The sequence below is a fragment of the Streptomyces sp. NPDC025618 genome (assembly GCF_055558795.1).
Genome location: NZ_JBVHLW010000036.1, coordinates 16,263 through 29,435 on the forward strand (window position 1 = coordinate 16,263; position 13,173 = coordinate 29,435).

General features: G+C 70.7%; 15 protein-coding genes. 9 read left to right on the plus strand and 6 right to left on the minus strand.

Annotated features, from left to right (window positions below):
- Positions 1-202: 202 nt before the first annotated feature.
- Positions 203-934 carry a dienelactone hydrolase family protein gene (locus ACZ4A5_RS25165; RefSeq protein ID WP_467588495.1) on the minus strand — a complete coding sequence of 244 codons (732 nt, stop codon included), beginning with the start codon at positions 932-934 and terminating at the stop codon, positions 203-205.
- 275 nt (positions 935-1,209) lie between these two features.
- Positions 1,210-2,058, minus strand: a complete 849-nt coding sequence (locus ACZ4A5_RS25170; protein WP_467588499.1) for a TauD/TfdA family dioxygenase — start codon at positions 2,056-2,058, stop codon at positions 1,210-1,212.
- Positions 2,059-2,373: 315 nt separating this feature from the next.
- On the opposite strand from ACZ4A5_RS25170, the gene ACZ4A5_RS25175 reads away from it, so the two are divergent.
- From ACZ4A5_RS25175 to ACZ4A5_RS25185, 3 genes are all read left to right on the plus strand, one after another.
- Positions 2,374-3,363 (plus strand): PI-PLC domain-containing protein, encoded by a 990-nt coding sequence (locus ACZ4A5_RS25175; RefSeq protein ID WP_467588502.1) that lies wholly within the window; start codon positions 2,374-2,376, stop codon positions 3,361-3,363.
- A 266-nt stretch (positions 3,364-3,629) separates the two neighbouring features.
- Positions 3,630-4,013: a hypothetical protein gene (locus tag ACZ4A5_RS25180; protein WP_467588505.1), complete on the plus strand. Its 384-nt coding sequence runs from the start codon at positions 3,630-3,632 to the stop codon at positions 4,011-4,013.
- Positions 4,014-4,306: 293 nt separating this feature from the next.
- A complete protein-coding gene (locus tag ACZ4A5_RS25185) occupies positions 4,307-4,936 on the plus strand; it encodes a methyltransferase family protein (protein ID WP_467588509.1) in 630 nt (209 codons plus the stop codon).
- 267 nt (positions 4,937-5,203) lie between these two features.
- On the opposite strand, the gene ACZ4A5_RS25190 is transcribed toward ACZ4A5_RS25185, so the two are convergent.
- The gene (locus tag ACZ4A5_RS25190; RefSeq protein ID WP_467588512.1) at positions 5,204-5,683 is read right to left on the minus strand and encodes a MarR family winged helix-turn-helix transcriptional regulator; all 480 of its coding nucleotides are present in this window, start codon (positions 5,681-5,683) and stop codon (positions 5,204-5,206) included.
- A 505-nt stretch (positions 5,684-6,188) separates the two neighbouring features.
- Between ACZ4A5_RS25190 and ACZ4A5_RS25195 the strand changes: the two genes are divergently transcribed.
- The 3 genes from ACZ4A5_RS25195 (at position 6,189) to ACZ4A5_RS25205 (ending at position 8,561) form a co-directional block, all read left to right on the plus strand.
- Positions 6,189-7,106 carry a phytoene/squalene synthase family protein gene (locus ACZ4A5_RS25195; RefSeq protein WP_467588515.1) on the plus strand — a complete coding sequence of 306 codons (918 nt, stop codon included), beginning with the start codon at positions 6,189-6,191 and terminating at the stop codon, positions 7,104-7,106.
- A gap of 244 nt (positions 7,107-7,350) precedes the next feature.
- On the plus strand, positions 7,351-8,112 hold the full coding sequence (locus tag ACZ4A5_RS25200; protein WP_467588518.1) for a nucleotidyltransferase family protein: 762 nt from the start codon (positions 7,351-7,353) through the stop codon (positions 8,110-8,112).
- Between the two features lie 92 nt (positions 8,113-8,204).
- Positions 8,205-8,561: a hypothetical protein gene (locus ACZ4A5_RS25205; RefSeq protein ID WP_467588521.1), complete on the plus strand. Its 357-nt coding sequence runs from the start codon at positions 8,205-8,207 to the stop codon at positions 8,559-8,561.
- Here the strand turns inward: ACZ4A5_RS25205 and ACZ4A5_RS25210 are convergent.
- Positions 8,550-8,942, minus strand: a complete 393-nt coding sequence (locus tag ACZ4A5_RS25210; RefSeq protein WP_467588525.1) for an ArsR/SmtB family transcription factor — start codon at positions 8,940-8,942, stop codon at positions 8,550-8,552. The genes ACZ4A5_RS25205 and ACZ4A5_RS25210 overlap by 12 nt on opposite strands.
- A 122-nt stretch (positions 8,943-9,064) precedes the next feature.
- On the opposite strand from ACZ4A5_RS25210, the gene ACZ4A5_RS25215 reads away from it, so the two are divergent.
- Both ACZ4A5_RS25215 and ACZ4A5_RS25220 read left to right on the plus strand, forming a co-directional pair.
- Positions 9,065-11,044 (plus strand): heavy metal translocating P-type ATPase, encoded by a 1,980-nt coding sequence (locus ACZ4A5_RS25215; RefSeq protein WP_467588528.1) that lies wholly within the window; start codon positions 9,065-9,067, stop codon positions 11,042-11,044.
- Positions 11,041-11,448 (plus strand): (2Fe-2S) ferredoxin domain-containing protein, encoded by a 408-nt coding sequence (locus tag ACZ4A5_RS25220; RefSeq protein ID WP_467588531.1) that lies wholly within the window; start codon positions 11,041-11,043, stop codon positions 11,446-11,448. The genes ACZ4A5_RS25215 and ACZ4A5_RS25220 overlap by 4 nt, the downstream gene beginning before the upstream one ends.
- Positions 11,449-11,455: 7 nt before the next feature.
- Here the strand turns inward: ACZ4A5_RS25220 and ACZ4A5_RS25225 are convergent, their stop codons facing one another.
- Positions 11,456-11,644, minus strand: a complete 189-nt coding sequence (locus ACZ4A5_RS25225) for a hypothetical protein (RefSeq protein ID WP_467588534.1) — start codon at positions 11,642-11,644, stop codon at positions 11,456-11,458.
- Positions 11,645-11,728: 84 nt separating this feature from the next.
- On the minus strand, positions 11,729-12,469 hold the full coding sequence (locus tag ACZ4A5_RS25230) for a class I SAM-dependent methyltransferase (RefSeq protein ID WP_467588537.1): 741 nt from the start codon (positions 12,467-12,469) through the stop codon (positions 11,729-11,731).
- Positions 12,470-12,770: 301 nt separating this feature from the next.
- Here ACZ4A5_RS25230 and ACZ4A5_RS25235 point away from each other — a divergent pair, with 301 nt between their 5' ends.
- The gene (locus ACZ4A5_RS25235) at positions 12,771-13,142 is read left to right on the plus strand and encodes a hypothetical protein (RefSeq protein ID WP_467588540.1); all 372 of its coding nucleotides are present in this window, start codon (positions 12,771-12,773) and stop codon (positions 13,140-13,142) included.
- Positions 13,143-13,173 lie beyond the last annotated feature (31 nt).

The window sequence follows — 13,173 nt, forward strand, 5'->3', positions numbered from 1 at the left end:
ACGAGGCCGCTGCCAGAAACGATCAGTAAGGACGACTTCGCCACCGCCCCGACCGGCCAGTACCGCTGATGGCCGGTACTGCCGCGATCGGGGCGGCCCTGCATCCGCAGGCCACCGCCATCGAGGAAGGCCAGGACCCGTCCTCGACGAGCGGCGTCGGCCGGCACCGTCTACCGTCTGTCGCCGGCCTGGCGGTCCGGCCTCACTTCAGGTGCCGGCCGAAGAACCGGTCCCCGTCCTCCCGCTCGAACCACGGGGTGCCGAGGTGCCCGCCCATATTGGCGTGCAGCGTCTTCTCCTTGGCGTCGAAGGCGTCGAACAGATCCAGGGCCCGCTGCCGGGGGTTCCCTTCGTCGTCCCACTGCAGCAGGAGCAGCAAGGGAATGGTGACTTGCCGGGCCTCCTCGCGCTGAGCACGGGGCACATAACCCCCGGCGAAGAGGCCGGCGGCCCTGATGCGCGGCTCGGCCACCGCCAGCCGGATGCCGAGAGCGGCCCACCCCGAATACCCGACCGGGTCGCCGATCCCGGGCAGCGTTAGGAGAGCGTCCAGGGTGGTCCGCCATTCCGGGACCGCGTTTTCGACCAGCGGGCCGACGAGAGACTCGAAGATATCGTCGACCGGCTCACCGGCCTGCATCGCCCGGCGGAGGTCGGCGCGGGCCTGTTCGGCGGCGGCGGAACGGGGCCGGTCACCGCACCCGCGGGCGTCGATGGTGGCCACCGCGTAGCCGGACGCCGCGGTGTGCCGGGCGCGGGCCACCAGCCGGGGTTCCCCCTTGGGCAGGCCGTTGTTGTGGGCCATGAGGATCAGCGGGGCCGGTGCGGACGCGGATGCGGACCCGGGCATCCAGAGGGTGCCGGGGATCTCGCCGAGGGTGAATTCGCGTTCGAGGATGCCGTCCTCGAGACGCCGTTCAGAAGTGAATCGCATGGTCATGCCTTTCGGGAGCTCTTGAACGGCGCTCCCGGACGACGACCTATCGCCCGACCGTGACCCCGGAGGGGAGCACCCATGTCGATACGTTCACGGGTACCACCTCCTTGTTCTCTCGCACGGCCTCCGAAAGGCTAGCAGCGGGCGCCGCGGCCCTCCAACGGGTTTTTCGCGGAGGCTCAGTGGCGCCACCTTCACCTCACGTGCCGGCCCGGTCGCCTTCTTCGACTTCGACTCCGACGGCGGCAGGGGGGCGGCCCATCCGAGGTGCCTCAGTCCACCCATACGCGAACCAGACACCTACGGGCGTACGGGTCGGACGCGTCGGTGAAGGCGGTGCGGCCGTGCAGCACGACAGTGTTGTCCAGCCAGAGAAGGTCTCCCGGGCGCAGCGGAACGCGCAGGACGGTACGCGAGTCGGACAGGACCTGGTCGACAGCGTCGAGAGCCGCCCGCTCCTCGGCGGTCAGGGGCGCACCGGCTTCGTGATGGGCACGTTCGATCCCGCGCCGGTTGTAGTGCACGCGCACGTCGGAGCCGTGCCGCTGGAAGACGGGGCGGAGGCGGTCGAAGCCGGGGCCTCGGCCGAAGCGGAAGTCCTGGTAGAGCCGTGGCAGGGCCCAGGGGGTATCGGCGAGCAGCCTGTTGTGCACGGTATGGCCGCTGGCCAGGAGTGTCTCCCCGCCTTGGGCCGCCTGCCGTACGCACAACAGCCCCAGCAGGCTTGGGGGATGGGGTGCCGGGGTCCGGTCGGTGTGCAGGGTCAGAGCGCGGTCGGTCTTGCCCAGTCCGGCGTTGTCGGTCACTGCGACGAAGTCACCCGCGTCCGCCGGCCTCGGCGTGCCCAGCGAGGCGGCGAGCAGCCGGCACCTTGCGGCGCACTCCTGGTCGGTGCGGCCACTCACCGGGAAGCCGTGGATCACGACGAACCCGCGGCCGTTCCGGAGACGTTGGGTGATACGCGTGGCCAGTTCCGCCAGCGCGGCTCGGAGGGGAGCTCCCGCGGGTCCGCTGTCCAGCGCGCGCGAGCAGGCGGGTGGCAGAGGGAGCAGCCAGTCCGCCTCGCGGAGGGTGTGGCCATTCCACGCGGTGAGTGCTTCGACTGGGGCGGGCTGGGACATCTGCTCACCTTTCCGCAGCGGCCGTCTGCCGACAGTTCCGTCCAGGAACGTACCTGACGGTTGAGGTCAAGTGCAGGCCAGATAGGCACCGTTCAGTAGGATCGGGGGCGTGGCGTTCGCCCCGCCAGCCCCAACCACCCGTCTGGTAACGGGCCTTGTAGGCTGTCCGGTCCTGGCTCATTCCCGTCAGCAGCTCGAAACACTAGTGCAATCCTGGGTCGAAAAGGACCACCCTCTTAACTCCAAGCGCCCATCGGCACCGTCGCCGCAGGCCGCGGTATTGACGTCTGCCGTCGGATCTAAGGAGTACCTTTCTTGACCACTCACCTCAGGCAGGGCGCCCGCCCGCGGGCGTTACTGGCGTTGATAGCAGCACTGTGCGGGATTGTCGGTGCCTCCGTGCTCGGCACGACGCCGGCGGCAGCGGCCGATCAGCGGCACGCGATCTACGCCATCGCGCACCGCGTCGACACCCTCGACGGCGTCGACGCCGCGATCAGCCACGGTGCGAACGGGATCGAGATCGACGTGTGCGCCTGGTGGAACCCCAACGAATGGCGCGCCTACCACGACTGCTCCTCCGCCGGCGACAGCCGGCGGGGCCCCAGCTTCGACAGCATGATCGACCGCATCGTCTCCCACGCCAAGGCGGGCCGCAAACTGGGGCTGGTCTGGCTGGACATCAAGGACCCGAACTACTGCGGTGAAGCGCCCAACCGCGCGTGCAGTGTCGCCGGGCTGCGGGACAAGGCGCAGCGGCTGACGGCCGCGGGGATCCAGGTGCTGTACGGGTTCTACGAGTACCACGGCGGCAGCACCCCCGACGTCGGGGGCCGGGGCTGGAAGAGCCTGGAAGGCAAGCTCGGGAAGCTCGAGGGCGTCACGACGACGGGGACCCGTGACCAGGTGCGCGACGCCTTCGCCCGCTCCGGTGCCGGGTTCCCGGCCGGCCACCGCGCCATGGACTACGGCGACACCGACATCACCAAGGGCTTCGGCAACTGCACCGAACCCTCCTACAACACCTGCACGGAACTGAAGAAGGGCGCGGCCGACCGGGCCGCCCGGCAGCTCGGGGCCACCCTGTCCTGGACCACCACCTACAACGACCCCTGGTACGTCGACAAGCTCCTCGGCGACGCCCGCGTCGACGGCATCATCGCCGGCTACGGTGCCTTCACCGGCGTACGCGAATACGACAACGACTGGAAATGCGCCAACGCCATCAAACTCATCCGCGACTGGGTGAGTAAGCACGGCAACACCCACCGCATGGCCACGCCCGGCGACCACCTCTTCAAGTAGCGGACAGCGCCGGGCCGGAGTCCGTACGCCCCCGTGCCCCAAGGGCCCCCGAGGACCGTCGGCCGCGATCCCGGCCGACGGTTTTCCCTTGTAAAGACAACGGCTTGCAAAGGCAACGGCCTGAACGTGCGCGGGCAGGTGGGAGCGGGCGATGGCCAGAGCGTCACGTTCAGCCTTATATCGCCTGAAAAGAGTACTTCCGGTAGGGCATGGGCAGCTTGTTGCCGAGGGCGTTGCCGAACAACGGTGTTCCAGAGGGGGAATTCATGCCGGGAGATCAGTCGGGTGAGGCGGTCCGCGGGGGAAGTCCGGACTCCGCGGTCGATCGGGTGGCCGACTTCTACGGTGCGTACGTCGATGCCGTCGACGACGGAACCGACGACCTGGGGGCGGAGCTTCGCGCCCACTACCTCACAGAGGACCTCCGTCAGCGCTTGGCCGCCTGGGAGGAGGCCAACCACGCCGACGGAGTGCTGCGCGCCCAGGACGTGCCCACCCACTGGGAAGTGCGCTACCACGATTCCGGTGCCGGGCACCTGTTCACCACGGTCACGCTCACGTGGGGTACCGGCCCGGACGCCGGCCACACCCGGCTGGCCGTGCAGAGCGACCTGAGCACCAAGCTCATCTCGGACATCGAGGACGGGTGACCCGACCGTTCCCGCTGCGGTGATCGTGCCATCCATGAAGCCGTCAAGCCACTGAGCGACGTGTGCCCGGCGGCCTCACGGCCGCCGGGCATCGTCGACCGGACAGGATCTCAGTCACCCGTCTCGTCGGGTCCGCCGGAGGAGGCGTGCGGGCTCGTCCGGTCGCGCTCCGCGCCGCGCCCGCGCGCCGCTTCCGGTGCTGCCGGAGCGCCGCCTCGGTGGCAACCCGCCCGTGGGCTGTCGCGTCTCATCAGGAGGAACGGCCGTCCTGCCTGAAGGGGGCGAAGCGAACCATGACCGACTCGCAGTGGCGCCACGTCGCGACAGGGATCGACATCGCCTGCTGGCTGACGTTCTTGGCCGTCTGGGCTCTCGGCGCGCTCTACAACGCCCGCCGGTCCCCGTCCGTGCGCAAGCGCGGACAGCCGCTCCAGCGGTGGAGCATCGTCGCCGGGATCGTCGTGGCGGTGACGGTGAACGCGCTGCTGCCGCACGGCACATGGGACCCGATCACCGTGCACGTCCAGTGGCTGCGCGCCGTGGGCGCCGTCGTGCTGATCGCCGCGACCGGCTTCACGATCTGGGCGCGCGTCCGCCTCGGCCTCATGTGGACGTCCGCCCCCGTGGAGCGGCAGGGCCACGAGTTGCGTACCGACGGCCCCTACGCGATCGTTCGCCACCCCATCTACACCGGCATCCTCGGCATGTTCATCGGCACCGCGGTGCTGATGCTGTTCGGCGGCTGGGTGGTGGCGGTGCTGCTGGCCGTCGTCCTCGTGCAGTGGAAGATCGGCGTCGAGGAGAAGCTGATGACCGAGGCGTTCCCCGGCACGTACGAGGAGTACAAGCGGCGCGTCCCTCGGCTGATCCCACGCTTGCGCCGCGGCGGGCGGGCTCATGCGACGGAAAGCCGTCTCCCCTGAAGGGTGTTCACCTGATCGGGTCCGTCGCCGTGGGCACCGTGATCGTGCGTGCCCGCCCTGCCGAAGGGGCCTGCCCGGGAAAGCCGACGGTTCCACGGCCGACGCCTCACGTGTCGAGGGCCGGCCCGCAGGAGGACGACCTCGCCGGGCACACTCCGCGCATGCGCCTGCGGCTGATTTTGGGGGACCCACCGGGCCGGGCGGCCCCTGGGGTCGTGGCACCGGCGCGGCCGTGGTCCTCACGCACGTGGTGCTGCGCGCCGCATGTCACAGCCCCGGCTCGGACCGCCGGCTTGTCTGGGCGAGGTTGTCGGTGACGCGCTTGAGCACGGAGAGCGCAGTCGCGTACTCCTCTTCCGTGATGTCGCCGAGGATCTCCGCGCGCACCGGGGCCATGTGTTCCTTCGTCGTCGCCATACCCTCGCGGCCCTCTTCCGTGAGGGTCAGCCGGCCGTCCGTGCCGGTGTCGAGCCAGCCTCGGTGCACGAGGGCGTCGGTGGCGTGGACCATCACGTGAGTGCCCATGTCGTAGGGCACGGCCAGGGCGCGGATCTCCTCCCTTGTGAGGCCGTGCTCGGCCCGGACGATGTTGTTGAGCACCCACCACTGGGGCTGGGTCATGTCGATGCGTGCCAGGGTGGCCTGCGAGTGCCTCAGAATCGCCTCGGTGGCTCCCCAGGCGACCAGGGCGATCGGCCGCTGGGCGGGTGCGGTGGTGCCGTTCTGCGGGGTGGTCGCGGTCGTCATGATCGCAAAGCTAGGACCTCAAGTGTGGTTGAGGTCAAGGGCTCTCTTCGGTTCGTCAACGCTGCGCCGGTCCGGGCGTTCGTGCGGTGGCGCCGCCGCCACTCAGCACGCGGAATCATGCGCCCGGGGCGCCGGCGAGGTCGGTGACGCACTTCCTCGGACGGCCCGCCCGCACCGGCAGAACGCTGTGGATCACCTGTGCGCCATAGGCCGGGCCGGTGCCCGGCAGGGCATTCGACCACCGCCGACCAGATGATGCCCATCCCCACCGAGCCTTCGGACACCGCCATGGCACTGCGCGGCCCGCTGCCGCACGCCTCGGCGGCGCCGCCCTCCACCGATCGCCGAGCGGTGTGTGCCGTGGAGTTGCAGGTCATGGCATCCTTGCGAGGCCGGGGCGTCAGGCTGCCGGCTCGCCGCGGTCTCCGGAGAAGAGACGGCGACCAGGATCAGACTCGGCTGGGCAAGGGTGGGCCTCGGCCCTCCCTCTCGAGAAAGACAACGCATGACCACCGCATGGAACCGGGTGCTCGACTCCGCCGACATCCACGCCCCGCAGCTGCGCCACGACTACACCCGGCAGCGAGCAGCGGTCGCCCGGTACGAGCCCCATGCCTACGCCGCCGTCCGGCTGCTCCTGCCCCGCCCCGTGGTCCCGCACGTGATCGCCACGACGGCGTTCATGCACCACACGGACAACCTCCTCGACCAAGGCCCCCTGCCCGGACGCATCCTTGCCTACCGGTCATGGGAGAACGAGGTACGCACAGCCCTGGCCACCGGACACAGCGACCACCCGGTGCTCCGGCCGCTGCTCCACACCGTCACCGTCCACCCCGGCCTGGCCGGCCAGGCCGGGGAGTTCCTGGCCGGGGCAGCCACCGACCTCGACTTCTCCGGGTTCGCCACGGAAGCGGACTACCAGCGCTACATCGATGCGTACTCGCTCCCCGCGTTCATGCTCGTCGCCGGCCTGCTCGTCCCCGAAGCGGCCCCGGCCGACTACCGCGCCGCGTGCCGCAGCTACATCGACGGCAGTCAGCGCCTGGACTTCGTCAACGACCTCGCCGAAGACCTCCGCGACGGACGCCTCACCCTTCCCCATGACGCCCTGAAACAGCACGACGTCACCCGTGACGACCTGGAAAACGCCCGCGACACCCCCGGCCTGCGTGCGCTGCTGCGAAGCCAGTTGCAGCAGGCACAGCACGACCTCATGGCCAGCCGCCGCCTGGCAGGTCTCACCGCACCGGCCAACCGCTCTTTCGTGCGAGCGATGGTGACATTGGAGATCCTCACCGCCCAAGCCGCCGCGAGAAAAGGCCCCGATATCCTGCGCGGCTCCGCACGCCCCTCCGTACCCGCCGCCCTCCGCGCCCTCACTCGCGAATACCGCCGACGCCGCCGGGGGACTCCGGTATAGGCGGCTCCCGCCGCAGGTGCGTCGGCGTAGCCGTAAGGGTCGGTGTGGGGTCGCTGTCACCACGGCGGGCAGCCGGTCCGGTCCTCTTCCGCGCCGGTGGCGACCGCGGCCCGAGGGTCAGGCGCGCGAAGGCCGGTTCACGTCCGCTTTCGCCCCGTCGGGACCGGGGTACTACCCAGGCATGTTCAGATCCGGCCCGTCGTCCGCCGCTCGCGTGTGCACGCACAGGCCGGGGGAGCCCGCCATGGCGGAGGCGTCCCCTCTCTTCTGCGGGCGAGGCGGCCCTCTGCCGGGCCGACAAGCAGTCATCCTGGCGGGAGGCAGGGGCAGCCGGCTCCTGCCGCTGCCCGATGAGCGGCCCAAGGCGATGGTGGAGGTCCATGGGGTACCGATCCTGGGGCACCAACTCGACTGGCTCGCCGGTTGCGGAGTCGAGCACGTGGTCGTGTCGGCGGGGCACCTGGCCGAGGTGATCGTCTCGTATCTCGACGCCCGTCCGACGCCGCCACGGACCGAAGTGGTGGTCGAGAAAAGGCCGTTGGGACGTGGCGGTGGGCTACGCCGGGCCGCGCGTGCCCTGCCGTATCCGGGTGAGCCGTGGTTCGCCGTCTACGGGGACATCTGGACGTGCTTCTGCCTGTGCGGCATGCGCGCCCATCACCTGCGCGGTGGCGTCGCCGCGACCGTGGCGCTCGCCGGTCGCGGCCTGCCCGGCAGCGCGGTAGCTCATGACGAGCTGGGCCGGGTGACGGACCTCGCCCCGACCGCCCCGGGGCCGGGCCGAGTGAACGCCGGTGTGTATCTGTTCGCCTGGCAGGTCCTCTCCCTCCTCCCCGCGGAGGGAGACCACGCCGACAGCACACTGCCCCGTCTGGTCGGCGCCCGCCAACTGGCGGGTTACGCGGTCGACGCGCCCTGGCAGGCGGTGAACACTCCGGCGGACGTGCTCAGGCTGGAACGCGATCTCGCCGCCCGGCGGACCGGCCGCCAGACCGTGGCTGAGTGACCGTCAGGGCAAGCCATCGTCAGGTGAACGCCGAGGAGGGCACGGTATGGACATGTCGCCGGTCGGGGTGTGGAGTACGGCGTTCACCCACGGTGATCCGGATCGAGCACGGGCGGCGGCAGGCGAACTGGAGGAGCTCGGCTACGGCACACTGTGGCTGGGCGGCCTTCCCGGCGGCGATCGCTCCCTACCTCACGAAGCCCAACTACGTGCGGACCTGGCTGGAGGACGGGTTCGCCCAGGGCGATCTCGCCGACGGCGGTAGCGACCGCTTCGTCGACTCCCTGGTGGCGTGGGGGTCCGCCGACGTCGTCGCGCGGCGTGTCCTGGCCCACCTGGAGGCGGGCGCGGACCACGTCGCCCTCCACATCGTCGCCGACACCCCGCACACCTTCCCCCTCACCGCGTGGCGCGCCGTGGCCGAGCGCCTGCCCCGGTCAGGCGCTTGAGGTGGCGACTTCAGGATCCAGCTCGTCGGCTGTGTCACTCAGGCCGAGGCGGAGGTGCTCGACGTGGTACAGCGCCTGGTCGAGCAGTTCGCAGACGTGGTTGTCGTAGAGGGAGTAGACGACGGAGCGGCCCTTGCGGGTGCCGACCACCAGGTCGAGGTTGCGCAGCAGGCGCAGCTGGTGGGAGCAGGCGGACTGTTCCATGCCGACCTCGGCGGCCAGCTCGGTCGCCGGCAGCGGGCCCTCGCGCAGGCGGGAGAGGATCAGCAGCCTCGAGGGGGTGGCCAGCGCCTGCAGAGTGGCGGCCACCTTCGCGGCGTTGTCCGCGGTCAGGCGGGCGCGCGGGACGCGATTGGCGGGGGATGCGGCTCCATGACCCATGCGGCCATCGTACGCTTCCTGATGAATGTATGAATCGATGTTCATTCGTTCCTGTTACGGTGGTGGCGTTGGACGCTGTCCGCCCGTTTCGAAGGCCCCCGTTTCGAAGGACCCCCGTTTCGATGTCTTCCACCCTCACGCGCCCGGCGCCCGCCGCCGACGCCGTCCGTGACGCGGGGGCGCCCAGGCGCCGAACCCGGATCTTCGCGCTGCCCGAGGCACGCTGGGCGGCAGCCTCGCTGGTGCTGTTCCTGATCGCGCTGCCGCTGTACCTGCTGGGCGCGCCGGCCTGGGCGTGGGGGCCGCTGTTCGCCCTCACCTACGCCACCGGCGGTTGGGAACCCGGCTGGGCGGGCCTTCAGGCACTGAAGGACAAGACGCTGGACGTGGACCTGCTCATGGTCGTCGCCGCGCTCGGCGCGGCGGCGATCGGGCAGGTGCTGGACGGCGCGCTGCTGATCGTCATCTTCGCCACCTCCGGCGCGCTGGATGCGGTCGCCACCGCCCGCACCGCCGACTCCGTACGTGGCCTGCTCGACCTCGCCCCCACTACCGCGACCCGCCTGGCCGACGACGGCACCGAGGAGACGCTTCCCACCGAGGGGCTGCGGGTGGGCGACATCATCCTGGTGCGGCCCGGGGAGCGGGTCGGCGCCGACGGGCGCGTGCTGGACGGGGCGAGCGACGTGGACCAGGCCACCATCACCGGCGAGCCCCTGCCCGTGGCCAAGCGGGAGGGCGACGAGGTGTTCGCCGGCACGCTGAATGGCACCGGCGCCCTGCGCGTGAAGGTCGAGCGCGATCCGTCCGATTCGGTGATCGCCCGGATTGTGGCCATGGTCGAGGAAGCCTCCGAGACCAAGGCGCCCACCCAGCTGTTCATCGAGAAGGTCGAGCAGCGGTACAGCCTCGGCATGGTGGCCGCCACGGTCGCGTTGTTCGCGCTGCCGCTGCTGTTCGGCGCGGCGTTGCAGGCGACGCTGCTGCGGGCGATGACGTTCATGATCGTGGCCTCGCCGTGCGCGGTGGTGCTGGCCACCATGCCCCCGTTGCTGTCCGCCATCGCGAATGCGGGCCGCCACGGCGTGCTGGTGAAGTCCGCGGTGGTGATGGAGCAGCTCGGCCAGGTCGACGCGGTGGCGCTGGACAAGACCGGCACGCTGACCGAAGGCACCCCGCGGGTGACCGACATCCGCCCGCTGGCCGCCTGCGGCCTGAGCGAGGAGGAGCTGCTGGTCCTGGCGGCGGCGGCCGAGCACCCCAGCGAGCACCCGCTGGCTCGCGCCGTCGTGGCCGCCGCCCGCGCCCGCGGCCTGAACATCCCCGTAGCGGAGGACTTCGCCTCCGACCCCGGCACCGGCGTGACGGCCACCGTTGAGGGCAAGGCCGTCGCGGTCGGCACCCCCGCCCGGCTGCTGAACGGGCGCGGCGATCACGCGGCCGCCACGGTCGCCGCCCAGATGGAGGACGAGGGCCGCACCGCTGTCCTGATCGAGGTAGAGGGCACGCCGGTCGGTGTGCTGGGCATCGCCGACCGGCTGCGTGCGGAGGCCGCTGCCACCGTCGACGCGCTGACCGGCCTGACCGGGCACACGCCGGTGCTGGTCACCGGCGACAACCCGCGCGCCGCCGCCCGCCTGGCCGAGGAGGTCGGCATCACCGACGTCCGCGCGGGCCTTCTCCCGCAGGACAAGGTCACCGCCGTCAAGGATCTGGAACAGGCCGGGCGCAAGGTGCTGGTGGTCGGCGATGGCGTCAACGACGCCCCGGCCCTTGCCGCGGCCCACACCGGCATCGCCATGGGCCGCGCCGGCTCCGACCTCGCCCTGGAGACCGCCGACGCCGTCGTGGTCCGCGACGAACTGGCCACCATCCCCACCGTCGTCGCGCTCTCGCGCCGGGCCCGCCGCTTGGTGGTGCAGAACCTCGTGATCGCCGGGACGTTCATCACCGGCCTGGTCATCTGGGACCTGGCCGGCACGCTGCCGCTGCCGCTCGGTGTCGCCGGACACGAGGGTTCGACCGTCATCGTCGGCCTCAACGGCCTGCGCCTGCTGGCCGATGCCGCCTGGCGCCGTGCCCGCGCCGGGAACGGCCAGTGAGCCGCCGCACCCGCAAGGCTGCCCCCGCCGCGGCGGGGACAGCCCGCTGCACGGTCACCGTCTGCCGCGGCTGCTGCTGCGGAACCCCCAAGATCCCCGGCCTGGACCATGACGCGCAGCTCGCCCAGCTGCGCCAATCCCTCGCCGGGACTGCGCAAGTGCGGTTGACCGGCTGTCTGGACGCCTGCGAGCACGCCAACGTCATGGTCGTGCAGCCCTCCGCGGCCGGCCGCGCGGCGGGCGGGCGCCCGGTGTGGCTGGGCCTGGTCAACGGCACCGACGCCGCCGGCGACATCGCCGCCTGGGTCGAGGCCGGCGGCCCGGGCCTGGCCGACCCGCCCGGCGTACTGGAGCTGTACGCCTTCACTCCCTCCCGCCGCATCCGCCAGGCCCTGTCGGACTGACCCGCCATCACCCTTCACCAGGACCGACGATCATGACGACGCCGCCCGCCATGACCCGGACCGCCTTGCTGCGACGCGGCTTCGCCTTGGAGTACACCACCCTGGGCTGGAACGTGATCGGCATCGTGGTCCTCGCGATCGCCGCGCTCGACGCCCGCTCGGTCGCGCTGGCCGGCTTCGGTCTGGACTCCCTCATCGAGATCGGCGCCTCCACACCGGCGGCCACTGACCGCGTTCGTGAGCAGCGCCGGACCGCGATCCGGCCGTCGTCGCTCGCCCGTCAGGCGCGGCAGCGCAGCATCTCCAGTGGGGGATTGGCGCGGAGGTCCTCCCAGAAGTCCGCGCCGAACTCGCGCACGCCGGCGTCGGACACCTCCATTGGGACCCAGGCCACCTCCTTGAATCCGGCTGCCCGCAGACATTGTTCGTAGACCTCGCGGCGCGGACAGGCGCCCACGAAGGAGATCGGTGGGTCGAGCAGTGCCGTGATCCGCACCCGCGGGCCGGTCTCGATCTCCTCGCCGGTCGGCTCGCAGAGAAAGCCGTACTTGGCCAAGGACGGGCCGTCGAAACGGAAGTCGGGGGTCTGGGCGAGCACGAAGAAATCGGCGCCGGGCCTCAGGCTCCGGTGCACGCTGCGGCACATCCGCTCCATGGCGGCGATGTCCTCGGCGTAGTTGAGCAGCTGAACCCCCGTAGCGATGTCGAAGGACCGCTCAAGGGGCCGCAGTACGGACACATCGCCGACCTCGTAGCGCACACCTAGCGGTTCACGTTCCTCGAACGACCGTGCCGCGGCGACCATTTCACCGGAGATGTCGATGCCGAGCACCTCCGCGGCACCACGCCGCTTGAACTCCCTGCTGTAGAAGCCGGTGCCGGAGGCCAAATCGAGGACCGATTTACCGCGCACGTCCCCGACCATGGCCAGGAAGCTGGGCACCTCCCCGTACTGTGCCAGCGGAAGGGACTTGAAGCCCTCGAACGCCTCACCGATCGCGTCATACTGCTGCACGCTCATCGTGCTGTCCTCCCGTGCCCTTTCGTCATGGCCTTGGCCCCGGAACCCGGCTCCCGGGGCGCGCCGGAGCCGCTGGCAGGCAGTCAGTCTCCCCGCATACCGGCAGGCCGGCGTACTGGCGGAAGCCACAAAGATGCGGGCATCGTCCCGGCCTCCTGTACGGGAGCGGTGATACGCAAGAGGGTTCAGTCGTCGCTGAAAAGGATTGCGCCGAGCCGCCGTGGCGGAGAGGCTGTGAAGCACTGCATGGCGGCCTGCACCAGCGCAGGCCGGCGAGGACCTCTTCAGTGAAAGGGGCACCATGTCTCGCATCGCCAAAGGCACGCTTCTCGGCCTGGCCTTCGTGGGTCTGAGCACCGCGGGGCTCGTGGCCCCGCAAGCAGCCACCGCCGCCCCGTCGTTGAAGGGGTGCTGCCTGCAGGTCACCGTCCATACCGGTCAGTCCGACGCCATCAACGTGCACGGCACCAACCAGGACGGCGCCTGGGTCAGCACCGACTGGCGCAACACCCCGAACCCCTGGACGCGCATCAACAACTGGTGGTGGAAGAAGGGCACCTACGTCAAGGTCGAATACCAGGGCAAGCACAACGGCTCCTACTTCCACGGCACCACCCCCTGCTACATCCAAGAAGGCGGAACCCCGAATTTCGCCGACTGTGCCGTCCGGTAACCCCGCACCCGGTCAGCGAGAACAGAGAATG